We start from the raw sequence: 22,924 nt of genomic DNA, 5'->3' as shown, positions 1-22,924 counted from the left end.
TTAGTAGCGGGAACCGGACTCGAACCGATGACCTTCGGGTTATGAGCCCGACGAGCTACCTACTGCTCCATCCCGCGTTATTGGACTGCAAATGTACGAATTTTTTATGAAAATCCTAATTTTTCTTTTAAATAAAGGACTTTTATAAAAACTATCTTATTATTTGTATCTTTGTTTTATGGCAAAGATATTAAAAATTTACCCCAATAATCCTCAGGAAAATCTTATTAATGAGGTAATTAAAACGTTGAATAATGGTGGATTGATCATCTATCCTTCGGATACGATATATGCTTTAGGCTGTAATATTTTTGATATTAAAGCCATGGAAAAGCTGGCTCAGATTAAGAAAACCAAGCTTGACAAAGCAAAATTCTCTATCATCTGTAATGATTTAAGCCATCTTTCCGATTTTACAAGACCTATCGATACTTCGGTGTTCAGGTTTTTGAAAAGTCATCTTCCGGGACCTTTTACCTTTATTCTGGATGCCAACAAGAGTGTTCCACTGGCATATAAAAACCATAAAACGATCGGTATACGTGTCCCTGACCATCCGATTCCTCAGCTTATTGTTGAAAAACTGGGCCATCCGATCGCATCAACTTCCATCAGAGACGACGATGAGATTATTGAATATTCTACCGATCCGGAACTGATTGCAGAAAAATATGATCATCTGGTAGATATCGTGATTGATTCAGGGTATGGCGACAATGTAGCTTCAACTATTATAGACCTTACTTCCGGCGAACCGGAAATTATCAGACAAGGAAAAGGAATCGTTTAAGGTTGTAATGGTTGAAAAGTTATCAACCTTAAGGTATGAATTGTAATCTATGAGTCTTAACGGGAAATATTCTTTAGGAATTCTGCTCACTTTTGTGCTTCTTGCCGTCGTGATGATGTATACCTTTCCTTTGATTGGTTTTATTACAGGAATAAAATCACTGACAGCAGTTAGTTTTTTTTACACAAGAATGGTTTTCTGGATTGTTCTGGGACTGGTTATTTTGTACAGTCATTACATTGAAAAGAGTTCCATTACTCTCTGGAAAGATAAAAAGTATTCAGTTGCTTTTTATGTAGGATCTGTTATCTGTCTGTACTTCATTTGTGCATTTGGCAGTGGCTTTCTTAACCTTTTAATCAAAACGGCTACACAGGAAAAGATCAGCGAAAAACTTATCCAGATGCATTCTATCTTTAAGAATAATTATTTTTTGATTATTTTTACCTGCTTAACGGCCGGTGTTATTGAAGAATTTCTGATGCGGGGATACATCCAGACCAGGATAGAAAAGATCTACAAGAGTCCTTTTTTAGGAATTGCAGTTTCTTCTGTTTTATTCGGCATCCTCCACAGCACCTATGGAACTATCGTGCAGGTTGTTGGACCTCTCTTTATCGGGATTGTTTTTGCTGTATTTTACAAACGATATTCCAACATTAAAATCATTATTATGTGTCACTTTCTGTATGATTTTGTGTCTTTAATGATGATGAATTTTATTGATATTAAACATTTATCTGCTTTTTTACCACTATGAAAATTATAACATCTCCTGCAAAATTAATGAACGTAGAAAATTCAACGGATCTATTGAAATCTACCACTCCTAAATTCATTGAAGAAGCAGCATTTATACACGCTCATTTAAAACAAAAATCTCCAAAATATCTTTCCGAACTCATGGAAATTTCCCCGAAACTGGCTGATGAGAACTGGGAAAGAAATCAGAAATGGAAGGCGAAACCTACGGCAAAAGAATCTGCTCCGGCTATGTTTGCTTTCACCGGTGAAGTCTACAGAGGTCTGGACGCTAAAACGCTGGATAAAAGTGCGGTAGATTATTTACAGAAAAATTACAGGATGCTTTCCGGGTTGTATGGTCTCTTAAAGCCTTCTGACAAAGTAATGCTATACAGACTTGAAATGGGACGTCCTTTTTCATTCGATAGCTATAAGAATTTGTATGAGTTCTGGAGAGAAAAAATCACAGAACAGCTCAATACTGAAATGAAAAAAGGCGAACTTCTTCTTCATCTGGCAAGTAACGAATACGGAAAAGTAATTGATAGAAAAAAGCTGAACCACACCGTCATTGATTTTGAGTTCTATGAACTGAGGGAAGGGAAACTGAAAACCATCGTCGTGTACACAAAACATGCGAGAGGAATGGTTGTGAGATTCTGTGCGGAAAACAATGCACAGACTTTAAATGATGTAAAAACGTTCAATTATGAAGGGTACCTGATTGATGAAGATAAATCCACGGATACTAAACTGGTTTTCACAAGATAAATGACGATTTCAGCATTCAAACAGCATTTTATTACTTCTGTTTCGGATTTTTATACCGAATCGGAAAGTACTTTTTTATACTCTATTTTTATTGAGAAAATTGTTGGGCTTGATTCTTTTCAGCAAAGAAGGTTTTCACATCAGGAATTATTGATTGATGATGAAAAACAGCTGCTGGAAGTAATTGCCGCATTGCAAACCAATATGCCTTATCAACATATATTGGGAGAAACTGATTTTTATGGAATGACCTTTTTTGTAGATGAAAATGTACTTATTCCACGTCCCGAAACGGAAGAACTGCTGGAAATTGCGATCCGTGAAATCCGGAATTTACCCACTCAGACTTCTGAGTTGAAAATTCTCGACATCGGAACCGGAAGCGGAATTATTCCTCTTGTTTTAAAAAAGCACTTCCCGCAAGCAGTTGTTTCTTCAATTGATTTTTCTGAAAAAGCATTGGAAACGGCAAGAAAAAATGCAGCGTTTCATGAGCTTGATATTCATTTTATTCATAGTGATTATCTGAATATTGAACTTAGTGAAACGTATGATGTCATTATTTCCAATCCTCCTTATATCGGAATTGAAGAAGAATCTGAAATCGCTGATTCGGTGAAGGAATTTGAACCTATGATGGCACTCTTCTCTCCTACTGCGGATGCGTTAATCTTTTACAGGAAAATTGCTGAAGATTCTAAAAAACATCTGAATAAAAATGGATTATTATTTTTAGAAATCAATCAAAAATTAGGTCCTGAAACGCTGGAACTCTACAAAGACTTATTTTCAAAGGTTGAGCTGGTCAAAGATCTATCGGGAAATGACCGGTTTATAGTCGGAATTAAATAAAGCTAGCATGGAAATTAAAATACATTCCATCAACAATACTAAGGTTGCTGAAATACTTTCCGATGAGATGGTCATCCAAACTTTCCAGGATGGGCTGGATCTGCTGGGAAATATTTATTATCAGGACATTGATAAAATGGTAATTTATGAAAAAAATATTACGCCCCTATTTTTTGATTTGAAGACGAAAATGGCAGGCGATATTCTTCAAAAATTTTCCAACTACCGGGTACGATTGGCTATTGTAGGAGATTTTAATACTTATGAAAGTAAAAGCATGAAAGATTTTATTTTCGAAAGTAATACAACCCGGCATATCAACTTTGTTAAAACCCTGGAAGAGGCATTAGAAAAACTCTCCGGATAATATAAAGAATCGGTTATTAAGGTAATCGGTTCTTTTTTTATCCCTTCAATCATCTTTTTACTAATTAGGCAAATTTTCCTTCCAATCATTCATGATTCCGGAAACAGAACATCCAGGAATTCACACCAACACTCTATTAATACATTGCTAAATAAAACCTATAAATCCTTTATTATAAGCAATTTAATTCATGATTGATAATAAATTTCACATCAAAATGATTTATAATGATTATTTATATATATTTGTGTGTAATCGATTACACTTTATACAATCAATTGTAAAACTAAACCAAAACTATCAATCATGAAAAAACTCTTCACCTACTTTGTACTGTTCGTCAGTTCCATTCTGGCGCATGCACAGGTTACGATTACACAGGCCACAGGATGGCTGGAATCAGCATATGTAAAATGGACTCCCGTCAGCGGAGCAGACAGCTACAGAGTCTATTATACCGGAGGTGGATTCACCAATAAAATCATTGACAATCAGCTGATCAGAAGTTATGGTTCTTATTTCAGGGCAGATATTTTAGGGTTAAGTCCTGGGAACTATACCGTGAAAATTGTTCCTGTCACCAATTCTGTTGAAGGTCCGGCAGCCGTTTCCAACCAGGTTACAGTACTTTCGCACGACAGATCGGGATTCGCACACAGCAACGGCAAAGTCCCGGGAGCTTATAATCTCGACGGAACATTGAAACCTAATGCTGTGGTTCTGTACATCACACAGGCAACAAAAAACACAGTATCATTGAATGTAACAGGAGCTACCACGAATCCATGTGTCGGGCTACAGACTATTCTGGATGGTTTTAAAAAAGGAAATGATACTCGTCCGTTGGCTATAAGATTAATTGGGAATATTACCGATCCCAACTATCTGCTGAACGGTGATGTGGTAGTGGAAAATAAAAAGAATCCCTTAAGTTCTATCACAGTTGAAGGCGTGGGTTCGGATGCGGTAGTTAACGGCTGGGGAATAAGAATTAAAAACGCAACCAATGTAGAGGTCCGTAATCTGGGGTATATGCTTACGGATGCTGCGGAAGGTGATAATTTAAGCTTACAGCAGGATAACAGCTACATTTGGGCTCATCACTGCGATTTATTTTACGGAAAACCGGGTTCAGATGCGGATCAGGTAAAGGGTGACGGTGCACTGGATGCCAAAAAATCCACCTATGTTACTTTTTCTTACAACCACTTTTGGGATAACGGAAAGAGTTGTCTTTTAGGGCTTAGCGAAGGAACGAACACAGGATTATACATCACTTACCATCACAACTGGTTTGATCATTCAGACTCAAGGCACCCGCGGATCCGCTACTACTCTGCCCACGTGTATAATAATTACTACGATGGAAATTCCAAATATGGGGCGGGTTCTACTTTAAGTTCTTCTGTTTTCGTGGAGGGCAATTACTTCAGAAACTGTAAATATCCTATTCTTACGTCCAGACAGGGAACTGATATTGCGAATGGTTCTCCGGGAACTTTCTCCAATGAAAATGGAGGTGTTGTAAAGGCTTTCGACAATTATATGATCAATCAGAATGCTTTTGTCGCTTACCATCCCTCTACAGCGCCTACTCAATTTGATGCTTATGTTGCATCGACCAGAAACGAAGTCTTAGGAAGCGGAATTAAAGCTTTACAAGGCAATGGAACTTATAATAATTTTGATACGGATCCTTCTCTTTATATCCATTCGTTGGTTCCTGATTCGCCGGTTACCGCAAGGGATAAAGTCATGCAATATTCCGGAAGGGTTTCCGGTGGGGATATCGCCTGGACATTTAACAATGCTGTTGATGACAGTTCTTCTGATGTAAATACAGGATTAATGGCCCTTTTGCAGGGATACACTTCTTCGCTGGTCTTTGTACAGGGTGAAACTCCAGTAATTGCCAATCCTCAGACTTTAACGATTGCTGCCAATAATGATCAAACCGTAGTGACTGGAACGGCTATTGCTCCAATGGTATTTACCTGGGGCGGAACAGCTAGTGATGCCATCGTAACAGGAATCCCGGCTTCCGGAATCAGTTTTGTGAAAAATACAGCGAATAAAACGATTATGGTATCCGGGACCCCTACCGCTGATGTGGATTTTACGGTAACAACGACAGGAACATCGGGTACTCCGGTTTCAGGAACGGGAAGTATCACAGTTACTTCTACAACCATGCCGCAGGGAGATGAGATTCATAATTTTACCGCAACGGGATTCATAAGCTCTTTTTATACGTTTGTTTCAGCGAATATCAATTCTACGGACGGTAATGCTGTATATGACGGATTAACGCTGACAAAACGCTTAAAAATAGAATCTGCAACAGCGATACAGTATACTACAGCAGCTCCTTCCTCATTGACATTGGTTTTTGATCCAACTTTCAGCGGGACGATAAAAGTAGACGGAATATCGTATACGGTTTCTTCAGGAGTGGTAACGATCCCTAATATCGCGGCAGGCTCCCACTCGATTACGAAAGGAAGCGTTACCAATCTTTTCTACATTAAAACCCAGTATTCCTCTTCTGCGGTATTGGCTCTACAGGAAACTAAGGCCGGAAAAATGATTATTTATCCTAATCCGGTAGAAAAAACATTCACCATTTCCAATCCTGAACGCAGTCTGATAGAACAGCTAATCCTGACTAATATGACAGGTACGACAGTCTTCAATCACACAGGAAGTGTATCCTCAGTTGACATGACGGGATTATCAAGTGGAGTGTATGTACTTCAGGTGAAGACCAGTAAAGGCATTACGGTTCAAAAAATCATAAAAAAATAATCATAGTGCCGGGTAAAAACTAATAACAGGAACCGCCTCATATTTGAGGCGGTTTTTTTATGATTAAGCAACTGAAGTTTTATTAATAAAAACAGTAAAACCAATGAACTGCAGTCAATAGAACGATAAAACGTTTTCTATCCTGAAGTTCATTGGTTTTGATATAGGTGAGTTGCCTCCCTTAGCTTATTAGCCTATTTTCTTCTTCACAAAAATCTGATAGCTTAAATAGATTAACGGAAGGGACATAATACCCAGGAAATAGATGTTATGAAGAGCAAGTTCCGGATGCATGATGATAGAATACACCAGCCCAAAAAAAGCACCTCCCAGGTGAGCAGAATGTCCTAAGTTATCCCATTGTTTAGGATTCAGCATCATATATACTGAATAGCCGAAATACAATGTTCCAAAAAGCCAGCCCGGCAAGAAATTAACACTAATATCATTGGGAGCCATCGCAATGGCTGCAAAAATAATCCCGGATACGGCTCCGGATGCTCCAATCGCTGAATACCACGGCTGTTTTTGATAAATCAAAAGGCTAAACAGGTTCCCCAGAATCATTGAACCAAAATAAATAACTAAAAAGCCTACCGGCCCAAAATAATTGAGTATTGCTCCCTGAAAAAAGTACAGCGAAAGCATATTGAAAAACAGGTGCATAAAATCAGCATGCAAAAATGCGGAACTCACCAGTCGGATATATTCTTTCCGGTTACTGATGGCATTCACATTAAATTTATATTTTTCAAATAAAGCAATATTGTTGAAGCCCATGTAGCTGATGACACAGGTAGCGGCAATAATGATTAAAACAACTGCATTCATAATTTCAATATTTAATTTTCAGGTTCTCCGCCTTCAAACAGATCACCGATTACACTTCGGTCATCATCCACAATACCGTCCCCGATTTCGGGTTCTTCATAAACTTCCGGTTCTTCTTCCTCAGGTTCAGGAATGGTTATATTAATTGCTTTTACTTTGAATTTGGTAAATTGATTTCCAATCGCTTTTATCCCTTTCACAGCAATGAATTCATCAATATTTACGGTTTCAGAATCACGTTCTTTTCCTTTATCTTTCGCGAAAACTATTTCTGCGGTAGAACCGTCAGCAACGATGATATTCTCGATGAATGACTTCGGATGATCCGATGGCATAAAGGTTTGTACATTAGCCGCGTTTTCCAGCAGGAATCTTTTGATAAAATAGATATCCTTTTCGCCGTCATAGTAAATACAGGTGATAGGCTGTCGCGGACGCCATTTTTCCAATACCAGATATTCATCATCGAAACGGTTTCCAAGATCGAAAGACACGAGTTTTACGTCTCCGTTTGTATTGATCGTTAGAATCTTGTCATCCCCTTTAAAGCTTCCCAGCAGGACTCCTCTTCCATCAGCATTAAGTCTTCTTACAGTATCGTCAAACCATATTTTCCTAGGAGCTAATGTAGAAACGCCTTCTTCTTTAAGGTCAACTTTTTTAACGGAATATTTGGTCACCAGATTTCCTTTGGAATCCCGGCCTTTAATGGCAAGTTCAGAGAAATCTACATCCATTTTATTTTTCCTGATTCTTGGATTCGGTTTTAGAAGAACACTTACCGTTTCAGCTTCACCGTTAGGATTTGCCGAGAAATAAAGCATTTCTGATCCTTTTTTATCTGACGCCAGCGGATAATCGGTATTTCGTGTTACTCCGGTTACAGAAAAACGTTTCATATAGTAAGGCCCTTCTCTTCCTTCACGGTAGATCATATTGTAGACCGTTCTTTTGTCATTCTTCTTCCAGATAGCAACATGCAGAAGATCTTTTCCGATAAAAGTTTTTGCTTCTACCTTTACTACCTTCATGCTTCCGTCTTTTCTGAAGGTAATGATATCATCAATATCTGAACAGTCGAATAAGTATTCATCTCTTTTCAGAGAGGTTCCTACGAATCCTTCTTCCCAGTTTACATAGAACTTCTCATTGGCTACGGCTACTTTGGTAGCATCAATCGTATCAAAGATTCTCAGTTCTGTTTTTCTTTCTCTTCCTTTTCCGTATTTCTTCTGGATATTCAGGTAATAATCAATGGCATATGCAATAAGGTTACCCAAATGGTGTTTTACCATTTCTATTTTTCCTTCAAGAGCAGCAATATTTTCCTTGAATTTATCTAAATCAAACCTTGAAATTCTTTTGATACGAATCTCTGTTAATTTAAGGATATCTTCTTCTGTTACCGCTCTTAACAAGTGTTTTGTATGAGGTTTTAAGCCTTTATCAATTGTTTTTATCACATCTTCCCAGGTTTCTACTTCTTCAATGTCGTGATAAATTCTGTTTTCGATGAAGATTCTCTCCAAAGATGAGAAGTGCCAGCTTTCCTGCAATTCATGAAGTTCGATTTCCAGCTCTTTTTTAAGCAGGGAAACGGTATGATCTGTATTTCTTCTCAGAATTTCAGAAACATTCAGGAACATCGGTTTATCACCGACAATAACGCAGGCGTTGGGTGAAATCGTCACCTGGCAGTCCGTGAAAGCATACAGCGCATCGATCGTCTTGTCGGGTGAAACTTCATTATGAAGATGTATAAGAATTTCTACCTTGTCGGAGGTATTATCTTCTATCTTTTTAATTTTAATTTTTCCTTTTTCATTGGCTTTCAACACAGAATCGATCAGATCACCTGTATTTTTAGAAAAAGGAAGTTCCGAGATGATTAAGGTATTCTTATCAAACTGGGAAATTTTGGCTCTGGCTCTTACTTTTCCGCCTCTGTGGCCGTCATTGTATTCAGAAACATCCAGGAAACCTGCGGTGAGAAAATCGGGAAACAATTCAAATTTTTTCCCTTTTAAATACGCTACAGAAGCATTAATCAACTCGTTAAAGTTATGCGGAAGTATTTTGGTTGAAAGTCCTACCCCAATTCCTTCTACTCCTTGTGCAAGAAGCAGCGGAAACTTTACGGGAAGGTCTACCGGTTCATTGTTTCTTCCGTCATAGGATTTCGCCCATTCTGTCGTTTTAGGGTTAAATACGACTTCCAGTGCCAAAGGAGTCAGCCTAGCTTCAATATATCTCGCGGCAGCAGCTGAATCTCCCGTATAAATATTTCCCCAGTTTCCCTGAGTATCGATCAAGAGTTCTTTTTGCCCGATTTGTACCATCGCATCGGTAATAGAAGCATCACCATGAGGGTGATATTTCATGGTATTTCCTACGATATTGGCCACTTTGTTGTAACGGCCGTCTTCAAGCTCCCGCATAGAGTGCATAATTCTTCTCTGCACAGGCTTCAACCCATCGTATACGGACGGAATGGCTCTATCCAAAATAACATAGGAAGCGTAATCAAGAAACCAGTCTTTATACAATCCTGAAACCTTTTTCAGGCTTTCACCTTCATGCGAGTTTTCTTCTGTCATCATTTATTTTAATTCGTTTTTCTCTTTATTTGCTTTTACCACTTTATTCAGAGAGAGTTGTAAATCGTTTACTTCTTTTCTTGTTAAATAAGAAATTTCATATTTTAACATGGTTGAGCCACTGTTCTTACTTGAAATCGTAACATACAATCTTTTTATAAAAAAGATGTTGATCACATCGTATTTTATCAGTTTATATTTCGGGAATTCATCGTGAAGAGGCTTATCTAAAAAAGGAATAATATTCCTGTTTTTAAAATTAAGAGCTTCTCCATCACTGTCATATTCAAAGATCTGTCTTCCATTGAGGTGAAAAACAATCAGCATAATAACAGGAACCAAAAGGAACAAATAGCTTTCAACTCCCAATATATTAAACCTGTATTCATTCAGTAAGAATGCAGCAATTCCTGCCGTTACAAACATCATCAACAGGGTATTCACAAAGTTATAGACCGGAGCTTTGTTACGGTTACTTAATCTCATAATTTCGGTGTTTCAATAAATGATATTAGTTTGTTTAGTTTTTACATTAATTATACCTCCGCATCGTCTAAAATTTCTTTTTTGTCAATGTCGGTATCTTCCACGACAAGATTTTCAAGAATAAAAACCTGTCTGTCTGGTGTATTTTTCCCCATATAAAATTCCAGAAGCTGTTCTATCGTTTGGTCTTTTCCTACCACTACAGGTTCTAAACGTATATCTTTTCCGATGAAATGTTTAAATTCGTCTGGTGAAATCTCTCCAAGTCCTTTGAATCGGGTAATTTCAGGATTTTTCCCCAGTTCATTCAATGCTTTTACTCTTTCTATTTCTGAATAACAGTACCTCGTTTCTTTTTTATTTCTCACCCTGAATAAAGGTGTCTGCAGGATATAAAGATGTCCGTTTTTAATCAGATCAGGGAAAAACTGAAGGAAGAATGTAATCATCAAAAGGCGGATGTGCATTCCATCGACATCGGCATCTGTTGCGATGATGACATGATTATATCTAAGGTCTTCAAGACTGTCTTCAATATTTAAAGCGGCCTGAAGTAAGTTAAATTCTTCATTTTCATAAACCACTTTCTTGGTAAGTCCATAACAGTTCAACGGTTTTCCTTTCAAAGAAAATACAGCCTGCGTTTCTACATCCCTGGACTTTGTGATAGATCCTGATGCAGAATCTCCCTCGGTAATAAAAATCTGTGTATCTCCTTTTCTTTCAGCTTTCTGATCGTTATAATGTTGTCTGCAATCCCGAAGTTTTTTGTTGTGAAGTGATACTTTTTTAGCTCTTTCTCTCGCAAGCTTCTGGATTCCTGAAAGTTCTTTTCTTTCTCTTTCTGAAATTAATATTTTTCTCTGAATCGCTTCTGCAATCTCAGGATTCTTGTGCAGGAAGTTGTCTAACTTGCTTTTTAAGAAATCAATGATAAAAATTCTTACCGTAGGACCTTCCGGCCCCATATCATTGGATCCTAATTTCGTTTTTGTCTGAGATTCAAAAACGGGTTCCTCCACATTGATGGAAATCGCTGCAATAATTGATTTTCTGATATCGGAAGCCTCGAAATTTTTATTAAAAAATTCACGAATGGTTTTCACATACGCCTCACGAAAAGCATTAAGGTGCGTTCCACCCTGCGTTGTATTCTGTCCGTTTACGAAGGAGAAATACGTCTCTGTCTGCGACTTATCAGAATGGGTAATGGCTAATTCGATATCGGTATCCTTTAAATGGACAATAGGATAAAGAATTTCGCTTTCCAGCTCTTCTTCCAGTAAGTCTTTAAGTCCGTTTTCAGAATAAAATGTTTCTCCGTTAAAGAAAATTTTCAATCCGGGATTCAGATACGCATAATTGCGCAGCATTCTTTCGATGTATTCTTTCCGGTATTTGAAGTTCAGGAAAATATCGGCATCAGGAATGAAAGAGATTTCGGTTCCGTTTCTGTCAGAAGTTTCTTTTTCATCATAATTTTCCGTCATCAATCCGCGAGAAAATTCGGCCATTTTCATTTTTCCTTCACGGAAAGATCGTACACGGAAGTAATCGGAAAGTGCGTTTACGGCTTTGGTACCGACCCCGTTTAGACCTACCGATTTTTTGAAGGCATTACTGTCATACTTACCACCGGTATTCATTTTGGAAACAGCATCAACTACTTTTCCCAGTGGAATTCCACGTCCAAAGTCACGAACTGTAACTTTACCGTCGTCCACTTTTATTTCAATTCTTTTACCCGACTTCATTCTAAACTCATCGATAGAGTTATCGAGAATTTCCTTAAGCAAAATATAAATACCGTCGTCGGCAGATGAGCCGTCTCCCAGCTTCCCGATGTACATACCGGGGCGCAAACGGATGTGCTCTTGCCAGTCGAGCGTTCTGATATTATCTTCGGAGTAGATTGGATTTATTTCTTGTGACATATATAATTTCAGCAAACATACAAAAGTACGAAATTGTACAAAATTATCCGAATTTTTTGTATCCGTTTTTTTTAATATTCCTGCTAATGTATTGTATTATTATCAATCAAATGATATATTTACAAAACTATTCAACACCAGGTGAAAAAAAATAAATTATTTCTTTCATTTTTATGTATAATATTTTTCTGTTCTCTTTTTTCTGCACAAATTCCCGGATTGGTAAATTATAATGAAGAGGACGGCTTAAACAGTTCATATACCTACCGATTCAGCCAGGATAATAACGGATTGATCTGGATAGGAAGTGATAATGGTTTATTCCGGTTTGACGGAAAGGAATTTAAGCAGTATAATAAAAAAAATGGACTGAAAAATATTGAAGTCCTGTCATGTTTTCCTTTATCCAACGGAGAAATTTTCATCAGTCCTTTTTTAAGCGATTATGCATTTCTAAAAGATGGAAAGATCATCAATTCCGATGTTAATAAAGAGCTTAAAAAAATACATTTTAATTATAACCCCAACGTTTATATCCAAAATAATAATCTCTATCTATATACTTCATACAATCCGAAGGCTATTTATGTTTATAGCAATGGAAAGATAAGCACTATTCCATTGTTTATCAAAGACGACAATCCTTCCAGAATGTATTATGCATTTACCCTTGATCTTGCCAGCAACCTGATGTATTTTGTGGATGAAAATGCAAAAAAAAATATCGAAGCATATAATATTATTACCCACAAGAGAACGGTATGCAATATCAGCTTAGAAAAAAATACCCCGGCTTACAGTAAAGGTAATTTTTATATATTCAGACATAATAATAAAGTTGAAGTTTATAAATTATACAATTCATTTTATTTTAAAAAGATACAGTCTTTTTCTGTCCGTGAAAATATCCATCAGATTATCATTGATAAAAATTACAGAGTATGGCTGTGTCTTGAACAGGGAGGAGCGCTGTACTTTAAGGACTCTTTACTGGATAATGTGAATCTTTCCAATCCTATCAAATTTCTGGATAAGTATATCATCAATGATATTATGGTGGACCGAGACAACAACACCTGGTTTTCTACCCGAAATAACGGCATTTATTTTATTACGGAAAAGGCTTTAAACAATTATATTCATCTGCCGGTCTCTAACAACACCAATTACATCACTGCAATCGAAAAAAATGGCAATACTATATTTTTAGGATATAATGAAGCAAAAAGTGGGATTTATCACGCTAATACCATAACAGATCTCGTCTTTGAAAAGGATAGAAAAATAGAACATAAAGCCATTTTCTCTGAAGGAAACACCACTATTTTCGGTTTAACAGGAAGTCTTATTCATTATAATACTGCAACGAAAAAAAAGTTTCTTTTAAAAGAATATAGTTTAAAGAATATACTTCCTTATACTCCGGGTTCCGTGTTGATCTGTTCGAGTGAAGGACTTACAGCCTACAATTATCAAACCCGAACTTATGAAGAACTGGTAGAAAAAGAACGGATGTACACCGCTCTGCTTTATGATAAAGACAGTCTTTTTACGGGAAGCTTCAAAGATCTTTATAAACTTAATACCAAGACAAAAAAGAAGGCTCTTTTTCTGGAAGGGTATTATTTTACGGATATCAAAAAACTAAGACATAATCTCTATGTAGGAGCGACCAACCTCAGCGGAATTATTCTTTTTAATAACAAAAAGATCCTTCGGAAGATTACCGAAAACAATGGGTTGGCAACAAGTCATATCAAAAAGATAGAAATAGAAAACGAAAATGTATTTTGGGCCAGCACCAATTCCGGGCTAAGCAGAATTGAAATCAAAAGTCAGGGTTTGAGGATCAACAATTTCACCCAAACGGATGGATTACCATCAAATGTCATCGCAGGATGTGTAATAAAAGGAGATACTCTTTATGCAGGAACTTCGAAAGGATTAGGAATTCTTTCCATCAAAAATTTACTGTCACAACAAAAGTTCATTGATAAAAAAGTCATTATCAATTCTGTGGTAATCGGAAAAAAAGAGTTCTTCAATTTAAATACAGTACTTATAGGAAAAACACCTAACAATGACATCACTTTTAATGTAAGTTTCCCGGATTATACGTCTCAGGGGAAGATCAGCTACCGATATACCATTGAAGGACTCAGTGACGGCTGGCAGACCAGCAGTTCTTCAAAAATTATCTTTAATGCTATTCCGCCCGGAACGTATACTTTTAAAGTTTTTGGATTGGGCTATAACGGAAAACAGTCTTTTGTTTCTACAAATTTAAGCTTTGAAATTAAACCTAAATTCTGGCAGACATGGTGGTTTAAACTGTTGCTCATTATTTTGGGATCTGCCGTTTTATTTATCCTTATCACTTTATATTTTCAAAAAAAGAGAAATAAAAAACTGGAAACTCTTTACTATGAAAAGAAGATTGCAGAGCTGGAGTTACAGGCTATTAAAGCACAGATTAATCCTCATTTTATTTACAACTGCCTCAATTCTATCCAGTTTTTGCTATACAAAAAAAATTATGCAGAGACAGAAAATTATTTAGAAATTTTCGCTCAAATGATCAGAAAAACCCTCCATTATTCTGTGAAAACCTTTATGCCGATAAAAGAGGAAATCGAATATCTGTCACTATATCTTCATATGGAACAGCTCCGTTTAAAAGATCGGTTTGATTATACCATACACGTGTCTGAAGCAACGAATGAGAACTGGATCATTCCTTCCCTGCTGATACAACCCTTTGTAGAAAATGCGATAAAACACGGAATTGCAAACGTAGAAGACAGAAAAGGAAAAATAGAAATTATATTTGATTACACCGGTACCGCATTGTGCATCACGATTGAAGACAACGGTGTGGGTATCGGCAATAAAAATCAGTCTCTGTACAAGGCTGATTCTTTTGGAGTAAAATTATCACAAAAAAGAATTGAAACATTTAGGCAGCTTTTTGATACTCATATCATTTTAGAGATCAATAACCTCAGTGAAAAAGAACAACGACCGGGAACACAAATAATACTTTATATCACACCTTATGAAAACCAAAATACAAGCCTGCATCATTGATGACGAACAAGATGGAAGAGATTACATTTCGCTTCTGCTAGAAAACGAATTTCCTGAAATAGAGTCCGTATTCCAGGCATCGAGTGTAGAGAAAGCTTACATTTATCTCTCTAAAAATTCACCGGATATTCTTTTTCTGGATGTTCAGCTCACTGATGGTACTGCTTTCGATCTGCTTTCGAAATTCAAAGAGATGGAGGCTCAGATCATTTTCATCACTGCCTTTGAACATTTTGCCATTCAGGCCATTAAAAATGGAGCTGCCGATTATCTCTTGAAACCTATCAAAAAAATAGATTTCATTATTGCCGTGAATAAAGCGTTAGAAAATATCAAAAAAAATAAATCTTCAGCGCCTGCCTCTTTACATAAAAATAAAATCAGCCTTCCGACGCTTCAGGGCTTTAAACTTACGGATATCAATGATATCATCCGTTGTGAAGCTGATTCCAGCTATACCACATTTCATCTTACTGATAAAAGCAAGATTATTGTCTCCAAAACATTGCATGAATTTGAAGAATATCTTTATGAGCATAATTTTTTCAGAATCCATCACAAACATCTGATCAACCTTTCCCATCTCAAAGAATACATCAAAGGAAAAGGCGGACAGGTGATTATGGCAGATCATTCCGTACTGGACGTTTCTGTTCGTAAAAAAAATGACTTCTTATCTAAAATTGAAAATTTAGAGTAAACGGATCATGGAATAACAGATTGTAACATCATGGAATAACTTTCCTTGCAAACAGTATTCGAAGACATTTTCGTTTACTGCTGAAATCATTTTCATACCATTCAAATGCTCAATTTCTTTCGGCATTTTCTTCTTTTTGCCTATTCTACAACAGACACAGTAATCACTTTCTCTGTCTTTAAATACTCCCTATATTACATTTTAAATTGCTGAATATTCTTCGTTTCATTCAACCATTTAAATTCAATTCTTCTCTCCTATTCTTTACATAAAACTGCCAATAAAATTACATTTAAAAGGAATCAGTTTACACTTATTAGGCGAAGCATATCACTTACTAATTCACAATAACGTGATGTTAAATATCACAATACTTTTATCATATCAACCTCAAAGTACTCTTTGAAATCAAAGAAAAAGCAGAAACCATCATTATTAAACAAAATATTAATCACTAAAGTTTTTCTTGATTTTTGATGTATAAAATCAATGTAATATTATGATAAGAATGTATTTTTTAACCATCTATTTGCTTTTAGGATGCCTTATGGTGAATGCCCAGGCACCATGTTCGGATTTTAATGATCCCAATAATCCTCCCGGACTTTGGACTCCTGCTCCTTATCCTAACGGAAATGTAGGCGTTTCTGCCGGTACCCCGAATACGTTGGACGGTTCCCAGTATATTATTCTGGACGATAAGTCAGGTGGATCATGGTATATCAATCCTTCTGATTTTAAAAATTTAGGACAAAGATTTTTAGGCCAGTGTCTTTATTTTGATTTCTATCTTGAAAAAGATGGCGGCTATGGTGCTCCGATTCACCCTACCATCTATATCATGTCCGGCAATCAGTACATTACTTTTGTCGCCAACGTCACCGTAACTCCGGGAAGTGGATGGGTTCGTGTACGCGCACCGATCGCTAATAGTACGGGGACTACCCTTCCGAGTAATTCGGATGGAACCTGGACGATGGGTTCAGTAACCACGACTGCTGATTTTAATAATATTATGAACAATTCCACCGCTGTTATGGTATCTCCGGATTATACTTCAAGCCCAAGTGAAAGAGTATGGTATGATAATATCTGCGTGAAATCATGTGACGGATGTACTGCGGATTTTAAACTTGACACTTCATTCAGTACCGTAACCAATACAGCTACCGCTAACTTAACCCTGATGAATCCTATTCTGGTTTCTACACCTAACAATCCGGGAAGTACGTATACCGTAGCATGGGGTGACGGAACTTCTTCACCTTACATTGTATCTACTCTAAGCCATACCTATACGACTCCGGGAACATATACGATCTGCGTGACTGAAAAGAAAGATAAAATGATCATGTGTACAAGATGCTTTACATTCTGCTACTCAAAAAGAGACACTTTACCAACAAAAGACGGTGGAGCAATCGCATTGAAATCTCCACTTTCCGATCTAGAAAGTATTGCTAAAACAGAACTTCAGGCAGGGGAACAAAAAGGAATTACCCTGGTTCCCAATCCTGCTAAAAGCCATGTAGACCTGCAGATCAACCTTTCTAAAAGAGAACCGGTATCGGTAAGGCTGATGGATCTTTCAGGAAAAGTAGTACTTGAAAAATCTGAAATCCTCAATAGCGGTCCTCAGACCCTTACCTTAGATACTGAAAAGCTGGTACAGGGTACTTACATCGTTGAAGTTACATCTAACCGTACCACCAGTTCTCAGAAACTGCTGATTTCAAAATAAATTCTCACAGAATGATACAACTTCAAAGGCTGTCCAAACAAGGGCAGTCTTTTTTATGGAATTTCTGCCTTTGATTACAAAAAATGAATTAAATTCGAAGTAAGTAAAAAATCCTTTAATGATACAACTTCCTTTATCCAAACTTTCCAACATAGGAACTACCATATTCAGTCAGATGACCCAACTGGCCAACGAAAATGAGGCCATTAATCTCTCACAGGGATTCCCGGATTTCATGCCGGATCCTGAACTGCTGGATCATGTAGATTATTTCATTAAAAAAGGGTTTAACCAGTATGCTCCCATGGGCGGAATGATTACTTTAAAGGAAGAAATTGCCAGAAAAATTGAAAACAGCCACCAGGCTATTTATCATCCGGACTCAGAAATTACAGTAACTGCGGGTGGTACCCAAGCTATTTTCACTGCGGTAGCCACGTTCGTTAAAAAAGATGATGAAGTGATCATTTTTGAACCGGCCTACGACTGTTATGAGCCTACGGTAGAATTGTTCGGGGGGATTGTAAAGCGTTTTGAAATGAAAGCTCCGGATTATACCATCGACTGGACAGCCGTAAAAAATCTGGTAACCGATAAAACCAAAATGATCATTCTGAACAATCCTAATAATCCATCGGGGAAAATTTTAACTGAGCAAGATATTCAGGAGCTTATTTCCATTGTGAAAGGAACTTCCATCCTTATTTTAAGCGACGAAGTCTATGAAAATATTGTTTTTGACAGAAAACAGCACTTAAGCATCGCCAAATATCCGGAATTGAAGGAAAGAAGCCTTCTGGTAGCTTCATTTGGAAAACTTTTTCATGTCACCGGCTGGAAAATCGGTTATTGTGCTGCTCCTAAAGTGCTGACAGATGAGTTCAGAAAAATCCATCAGTTCAATGTATTTTCTGTTAATACTCCTATGCAATTGGCGTTGGCGGCCTACATGAAAAATGAGGATCATTACAATCATCTGAGCCAGTTCTTTCAGGAAAAAAGAGATTTTTTAAGAAAAGGCCTTGCCGGAACTTCTTTTGAACTTCTGGATTGTGAAGGAACTTATTTCCAGGCTTTGAAATATGATAAAATATCAGATAAAAATGATTTTGATTTCGCCAGCGAGCTCACTATCACCCACAAAGTAGCCAGTGTTCCTTTTTCATCTTTTTATAAGAATAAATTGAATGAACATGTGATCCGTTTATGTTTTGCAAAGAAACAGGAAACGCTGGAAAGGGCTATTGAGAATTTATCAAAAATCTAATACATTTTATATCAACGGGGAAAGAAGTCTGGCCAAATGTTCGAAAAACACTTTGTAACCAGGCCTTTTTCTCCAGTCTTCAAGAAAAATTTCTTCACAGTCTTCCATATCTTCTATGAATACATTATTGAGCTGCTGATTGATTTGAGTATCAAAAATCAGAGCATTGACCTCAAAATTCAGTTCCTGGCTTCGGGCATCCATATTGGCGGTTCCTACACAGGAAAAATTGTGATCTACGATCATTGTTTTAGCATGAATAAATCCTTTTTTGTAAAAGAAAATCCGTACTTTATTTTCTAAAAGTTCTTCATAATAAGAATACGCGGCGGCATTGACTACTACAGAATCACCGGATTTGGGAACCATCAGCCTTACATCCAATCCAGAAAGAGCAACCTGTTTGATCGCATTCAAAACCGTTTCAACAGGAATAAAGTAAGGCGTTACCAGATACACTTTTTCTTTGGCAGAAAGAATCGCGGCATTGGTGCTCAGCATGATTGATGGCTGGGTATCTGGTCCGCTGGCTGCCGTCTGAACGATTGTTCTTCCAAAATCTTTATCTTTAAAATCAAAATATTTCTCTGAGAGCTCAGGAAGCTTTTCTGCTGCAAAAGTCCAGTTGCTCAAAAATAAAAACTGGAAATAAAAAGCAGCTTCCCCTTTTATATACAGATGCATATCCCGCCAGTACTGCTTCGGATTAGGATTGATATATTTATCAGAAACATTGATTCCTCCTGTGAAAACCTCTGCCCCATCTACAATAATGATCTTTCTGTGATCCCTGTAATTCACTCGGTTTGCAAGGATCCTGAATGTAATTTTATTGACGGGCAATACCTCAATTCCGGCTGCCTTTAATCTTTTCAGTAATTTTTTACCGATTTTTCCGCTTCCCATGTCGTCATAGAGAAAACGAACTGTAACACCTTCTCTGGCTTTTTCTATTAGCAGATCCGCCAGCCTGTTTCCTATTTCATCGTTGTCATAGATGTAATATTCAAGATGGATATGATGTTTTGCCCGTTGAAGCACCTCAAAAACTTTTGCAAATTTTCCCTCCCCATTGATAAGAAGTTCTACATCGTTTCTTTGAGACACCGGTGAATTACCGGCATTGTATAAGTAATTGATGGTTGTTGTAAAGTTCTCTACTTCATCTGCTCTTTCTTCTAAGGTAGTATAATGTGTTTTCTGAATGTATTTCTTTACTGCAGCATAGACTTCTTTATTCTGCTCTATCTTAAAGGTGTAAAATTTTTTCTTCCGGTAATTGACACCGAAAACAAAATAAATAATAATTCCGGCAACAGGCAGAAAGATGATCAGCATCAGATAAGCCAGCGTCTTACTGGTCGTTTTGGTATCCATAATGATCCTTCCCGCAAGGAAAAACACTCCAATGAGATACAGGATCTCAAGACCCGGCAAGATGTATGGAAACTGACTGAGAAATTCTTTAATCATAGTGTAGAATCCTTTTAAAAATGTATTTCGGATCTGTTCTTTTAAAGGTAATAAAAAAAGCAGTAGAAATTCTACTGCTTGTATGGGTTAACTATGTTTTATTGTATTATAAAAACATACCGCCTGAAGCTTCTATTCTCTGACCATTAATCCAGCCTGCATCATCGGTACATAAAAATGCAACAATCCCTCCGATATCATCCGGAAGTCCAGCTCTTCCCAGTGCTGTAATAGTTGAAATCATTGAATTAACGTGCTCATCATCTCTTGTTCTTCCGCCACCAAAATCAGTTTCGATAGCTCCTGGAGCGATCACATTGGCTTTTATTCTTCTCGGTCCTAACTCTTTCGCCATATATTTGGTCAGCATTTCAACGCCAGCCTTGATAGATCCATACACCGAGGAACCAGGCAATGCAAATCTTGCCAATCCTGAAGAGATATTAATAATTCCCCCGCCGTCATTGATGAAAGGCAACAGTTTTTGAGTCAGGAAGAATACGCCTTTAAAGTGAATATCTACGATATCATCAAGCTGTTCTTCTGTTGTTTCGGTAATAGGTGAATATAATGCCGTACCTGCATTATTCACAAGAAAATCAATATTTGTACTGCCTGTATTTTCCTGTAAGTGACTGGTTACGTTTTTTACAAATGCATCAAAGCTTTTGGTATCTTTGGTGTCTAACTGAAAAGCAACAGCTTTTCTTCCCAATGCCTTTATCTCCTCTACCACTGCATCTGCTTCTTCTTTACTGCTTTTATAGGTAATGATAACATCAAGACCTTTGTGTGCCACCTTTAAGGCTGCATTTTTTCCTAATCCGCGGCTTCCGCCTGTTATCAATGCTATTTTTGTTTTTGTTTCCATTTTTTTTGATTAATTTAATGATACAAAGTTGAACAATTTCAAAGGTAACCTGTTTGCTTGAATCAATCTGAAATTTGCAAAATTCAAATCATGAACGGAATTCAAGCGGGGTGAATGACGTTTTTCTTTTAAAGAAATTGGAAAAATGGGCAATTTCTTCAAATCCTAACGCATAGGAAATTTCAGAAACATTCCATTTTGTCTGTCTCAGAAGAATTTTTGCTTCCTGAATCAGACGGTCTGCAATCAGTTCTGTAGTCGTTTTTCCTGTGTTTTCTTTGAGTTTTTTATTTAAATAATTTACATGTACAGCCAATCTTCCGGCATAATCTTTTGCAGTTTTCAGCTGCAGTCTCTGTTCAGAGGATTCAATCGGAAACTGTCTTTCCAACAGTTCTATAAATAAAGAAACCACCCTGAGTGATGCATCATTCGAAGTGGAAAGCTTGGCTGCAGGCTGTAGCTTCTGTCCGTAATGGATAAGTTCCAGCACATAATTTCTGATGAGATCATATTTAAACAGATAATCGGAAGCAATCTCTTTTTTAATTTTCGCAAAAAGCTGTTCGATCTCCACAGCGAGTTCATCATCAATCTCAAATAAAGGAATATTTCCCGGCTGAAATATAGGTAATTCTTCAAGAGACGCCTGGGACTGGGATTTAATAAAAAAATCTTCTGTAAATACACAGAAACTTCCCGACTGATTGGGATCTTCAGGAACCCAATGATAAGGAACTTTTGGCGTTGCAAATAACAAAGCATTCTGTTTGATCTGTACTATTTTATCTGCATATTCTGCCCTGTTTCTGCCTCTGATAAGGCTTATTTTATAATATTTCCTTCTGTTATAAGGCATTTCAGAAGTTGTTCTGGCTTTTTCAATAGTCTGGGCAATATCAAAAACATTAAAATGCCCGATATCTTTATGAAGTCCTGTAGGAAAAATACTTTCGAGATCTTTTCCCAGCTTGGCAGCCATCTCCCGGTAGAAATCTTCGAGAGATGTACGGGTTATATTTTCCATGAATGATGATTTGTACAATTCAAATATACGAAGCTTCAGATATATGACAGAAAAATAATTTTCTATCGATTTTATCTTCGCGTAGTGATATAATCAATTATTTTATTTACCTTAGTTATTAGCTAACTCACTAAAAATCATTATCATGAAAAATCAAAATGTACAAAAAGGAAAGAAACTAAACAAAAAAGAACTGCGGGTAATTACCGGCGGAAGATTAGACTGCATCGATCCTATGACAGGAAACTGTAAGCAAATATCAAAGGGTTGTGCTCAAATTCAATGTCAGCCTACTCCTCCGATCCTGGATCCTTTTTAATAGTCATCTTTTATTAAATACTTATGAATACTAATCACCAAACTATTAAAAATATGCAAATTACAGACTTACAAAACGGTAAAAAATTAAACAAAAAACAATTAAGATCAGTGAATGGCGGATTAATGATGTGCATTGATCCTAAAACTAACGGATGCAGGATTATATCCAAAGGCTGCGCTGATCCTCAATGCAGACCGGATTTAATTCCATAAGGACAACACCCTTATTATAGAAAATACCATTCCTGACAGAATGGTAT

Annotated in this window: 19 protein-coding genes and 1 tRNA gene; 12 read left to right on the top strand and 8 right to left on the bottom strand. The window is 37.0% G+C overall.

Annotated features, from left to right (window positions below; all coding sequences use genetic code 11):
- Window positions 1–4 precede the first annotated feature (4 nt).
- Window positions 5–77, bottom strand: a tRNA-Met gene (locus tag SB679_RS18665).
- Window positions 78–178: 101 nt separating this feature from the next.
- Between SB679_RS18665 and SB679_RS18660 the strand changes: the two genes are divergently transcribed.
- The 6 genes from SB679_RS18660 to SB679_RS18635 all read left to right on the top strand — a co-directional run bounded on the left by SB679_RS18660 (window position 179) and on the right by SB679_RS18635 (window position 6,329).
- Window positions 179–790 carry an L-threonylcarbamoyladenylate synthase gene (locus tag SB679_RS18660; RefSeq protein ID WP_410703815.1) on the top strand — a complete coding sequence of 204 codons (612 nt, stop codon included), beginning with the start codon at window positions 179–181 and terminating at the stop codon, window positions 788–790.
- A 49-nt stretch (window positions 791–839) separates the two neighbouring features.
- Entirely contained in the window at window positions 840–1,550 is a 711-nt protein-coding gene (locus tag SB679_RS18655; RefSeq protein ID WP_410703814.1) for a CPBP family intramembrane glutamic endopeptidase, read from the top strand.
- Window positions 1,547–2,305 (top strand): peroxide stress protein YaaA, encoded by a 759-nt coding sequence (gene yaaA / locus SB679_RS18650; RefSeq protein WP_410703813.1) that lies wholly within the window; start codon window positions 1,547–1,549, stop codon window positions 2,303–2,305. Before SB679_RS18655 ends, yaaA begins: the two co-directional genes overlap by 4 nt.
- The gene (gene prmC / locus SB679_RS18645; RefSeq protein ID WP_410703812.1) at window positions 2,306–3,157 is read left to right on the top strand and encodes a peptide chain release factor N(5)-glutamine methyltransferase; all 852 of its coding nucleotides are present in this window, start codon (window positions 2,306–2,308) and stop codon (window positions 3,155–3,157) included.
- 7 nt (window positions 3,158–3,164) lie between these two features.
- A complete protein-coding gene (locus tag SB679_RS18640) occupies window positions 3,165–3,524 on the top strand; it encodes a DUF4180 domain-containing protein (protein ID WP_410703811.1) in 360 nt (119 codons plus the stop codon).
- 306 nt (window positions 3,525–3,830) lie between these two features.
- A complete protein-coding gene (locus SB679_RS18635; protein ID WP_410703809.1) occupies window positions 3,831–6,329 on the top strand; it encodes a T9SS type A sorting domain-containing protein in 2,499 nt (832 codons plus the stop codon).
- Window positions 6,330–6,518: 189 nt separating this feature from the next.
- Here SB679_RS18635 and SB679_RS18630 read toward each other — a convergent pair whose 3' ends face one another.
- From SB679_RS18630 to SB679_RS18615, 4 genes are read right to left on the bottom strand one after another with little or no spacing between them, the layout of a single operon-like run.
- Entirely contained in the window at window positions 6,519–7,160 is a 642-nt protein-coding gene (locus SB679_RS18630) for a rhomboid family intramembrane serine protease (protein ID WP_410703808.1), read from the bottom strand.
- Between the two features lie 11 nt (window positions 7,161–7,171).
- Window positions 7,172–9,760, bottom strand: coding sequence for a DNA gyrase/topoisomerase IV subunit A (locus SB679_RS18625; RefSeq protein WP_410703807.1), 2,589 nt, complete (start codon window positions 9,758–9,760; stop codon window positions 7,172–7,174).
- Entirely contained in the window at window positions 9,761–10,243 is a 483-nt protein-coding gene (locus SB679_RS18620) for a hypothetical protein (RefSeq protein ID WP_410703806.1), read from the bottom strand.
- Between the two features lie 50 nt (window positions 10,244–10,293).
- Window positions 10,294–12,177, bottom strand: a complete 1,884-nt coding sequence (locus tag SB679_RS18615; RefSeq protein WP_410703804.1) for a DNA topoisomerase IV subunit B — start codon at window positions 12,175–12,177, stop codon at window positions 10,294–10,296.
- A 219-nt stretch (window positions 12,178–12,396) separates the two neighbouring features.
- Between SB679_RS18615 and SB679_RS18610 the strand changes: the two genes are divergently transcribed.
- The 4 genes from SB679_RS18610 to SB679_RS18595 all read left to right on the top strand — a co-directional run bounded on the left by SB679_RS18610 (window position 12,397) and on the right by SB679_RS18595 (window position 18,972).
- Window positions 12,397–15,264, top strand: coding sequence for a histidine kinase (locus SB679_RS18610; protein ID WP_410703802.1), 2,868 nt, complete (start codon window positions 12,397–12,399; stop codon window positions 15,262–15,264).
- Entirely contained in the window at window positions 15,233–15,964 is a 732-nt protein-coding gene (locus SB679_RS18605; protein ID WP_410703801.1) for a LytR/AlgR family response regulator transcription factor, read from the top strand. The genes SB679_RS18610 and SB679_RS18605 overlap by 32 nt, the downstream gene beginning before the upstream one ends.
- Window positions 15,965–16,463: 499 nt before the next feature.
- On the top strand, window positions 16,464–17,705 hold the full coding sequence (locus tag SB679_RS18600; RefSeq protein ID WP_410703800.1) for a T9SS type A sorting domain-containing protein: 1,242 nt from the start codon (window positions 16,464–16,466) through the stop codon (window positions 17,703–17,705).
- A 118-nt stretch (window positions 17,706–17,823) separates the two neighbouring features.
- Window positions 17,824–18,972, top strand: a complete 1,149-nt coding sequence (locus tag SB679_RS18595) for a methionine aminotransferase (RefSeq protein WP_410703798.1) — start codon at window positions 17,824–17,826, stop codon at window positions 18,970–18,972.
- Between the two features lie 6 nt (window positions 18,973–18,978).
- Here the strand turns inward: SB679_RS18595 and cls are convergent, their stop codons facing one another.
- The 3 genes from cls to SB679_RS18580 all read right to left on the bottom strand — a co-directional run bounded on the left by cls (window position 18,979) and on the right by SB679_RS18580 (window position 22,343).
- Complete coding sequence (gene cls, locus SB679_RS18590) at window positions 18,979–20,445, bottom strand: cardiolipin synthase (protein ID WP_410703797.1); 1,467 nt, start codon at window positions 20,443–20,445, stop codon at window positions 18,979–18,981.
- Window positions 20,446–20,551: 106 nt separating this feature from the next.
- Entirely contained in the window at window positions 20,552–21,316 is a 765-nt protein-coding gene (locus SB679_RS18585; protein WP_410703796.1) for an SDR family NAD(P)-dependent oxidoreductase, read from the bottom strand.
- Between the two features lie 88 nt (window positions 21,317–21,404).
- Window positions 21,405–22,343, bottom strand: coding sequence for a helix-turn-helix domain-containing protein (locus SB679_RS18580; RefSeq protein ID WP_410703795.1), 939 nt, complete (start codon window positions 22,341–22,343; stop codon window positions 21,405–21,407).
- A 145-nt stretch (window positions 22,344–22,488) separates the two neighbouring features.
- Between SB679_RS18580 and SB679_RS18575 the strand changes: the two genes are divergently transcribed.
- Entirely contained in the window at window positions 22,489–22,662 is a 174-nt protein-coding gene (locus SB679_RS18575; protein WP_410703794.1) for a hypothetical protein, read from the top strand.
- A gap of 23 nt (window positions 22,663–22,685) precedes the next feature.
- Complete coding sequence (locus SB679_RS18570; protein WP_410703793.1) at window positions 22,686–22,877, top strand: hypothetical protein; 192 nt, start codon at window positions 22,686–22,688, stop codon at window positions 22,875–22,877.
- Window positions 22,878–22,924 lie beyond the last annotated feature (47 nt).

Origin of the sequence: Chryseobacterium sp. SIMBA_029 (genome assembly GCF_046535275.1) — a bacterium.
In the GTDB taxonomy this organism is placed as follows: domain Bacteria; phylum Bacteroidota; class Bacteroidia; order Flavobacteriales; family Weeksellaceae; genus Chryseobacterium.
Note: the sequence above shows the minus strand (reverse complement) of the source record. Positions and strands in the feature narration are given on the sequence as shown.

Coding starts and splice junctions, on each gene's coding strand:
- cls (WP_410703797.1), bottom strand. CDS start 20,445: ATGATTAAAGAATTTCTCAGTCAGTTTCCATACATCTTGCCGGGTCTT.
- SB679_RS18635 (WP_410703809.1), top strand. CDS start 3,831: ATGAAAAAACTCTTCACCTACTTTGTACTGTTCGTCAGTTCCATTCTG.
- SB679_RS18605 (WP_410703801.1), top strand. CDS start 15,233: ATGAAAACCAAAATACAAGCCTGCATCATTGATGACGAACAAGATGGA.
- SB679_RS18655 (WP_410703814.1), top strand. CDS start 840: ATGAGTCTTAACGGGAAATATTCTTTAGGAATTCTGCTCACTTTTGTG.
- SB679_RS18585 (WP_410703796.1), bottom strand. CDS start 21,316: ATGGAAACAAAAACAAAAATAGCATTGATAACAGGCGGAAGCCGCGGA.
- yaaA (WP_410703813.1), top strand. CDS start 1,547: ATGAAAATTATAACATCTCCTGCAAAATTAATGAACGTAGAAAATTCA.
- SB679_RS18625 (WP_410703807.1), bottom strand. CDS start 9,760: ATGATGACAGAAGAAAACTCGCATGAAGGTGAAAGCCTGAAAAAGGTT.
- SB679_RS18620 (WP_410703806.1), bottom strand. CDS start 10,243: ATGAGATTAAGTAACCGTAACAAAGCTCCGGTCTATAACTTTGTGAAT.
- SB679_RS18580 (WP_410703795.1), bottom strand. CDS start 22,343: ATGGAAAATATAACCCGTACATCTCTCGAAGATTTCTACCGGGAGATG.
- SB679_RS18615 (WP_410703804.1), bottom strand. CDS start 12,177: ATGTCACAAGAAATAAATCCAATCTACTCCGAAGATAATATCAGAACG.
- prmC (WP_410703812.1), top strand. CDS start 2,306: ATGACGATTTCAGCATTCAAACAGCATTTTATTACTTCTGTTTCGGAT.
- SB679_RS18575 (WP_410703794.1), top strand. CDS start 22,489: ATGAAAAATCAAAATGTACAAAAAGGAAAGAAACTAAACAAAAAAGAA.
- SB679_RS18640 (WP_410703811.1), top strand. CDS start 3,165: ATGGAAATTAAAATACATTCCATCAACAATACTAAGGTTGCTGAAATA.
- SB679_RS18630 (WP_410703808.1), bottom strand. CDS start 7,160: ATGAATGCAGTTGTTTTAATCATTATTGCCGCTACCTGTGTCATCAGC.
- SB679_RS18595 (WP_410703798.1), top strand. CDS start 17,824: ATGATACAACTTCCTTTATCCAAACTTTCCAACATAGGAACTACCATA.
- SB679_RS18570 (WP_410703793.1), top strand. CDS start 22,686: ATGAATACTAATCACCAAACTATTAAAAATATGCAAATTACAGACTTA.
- SB679_RS18660 (WP_410703815.1), top strand. CDS start 179: ATGGCAAAGATATTAAAAATTTACCCCAATAATCCTCAGGAAAATCTT.
- SB679_RS18600 (WP_410703800.1), top strand. CDS start 16,464: ATGATAAGAATGTATTTTTTAACCATCTATTTGCTTTTAGGATGCCTT.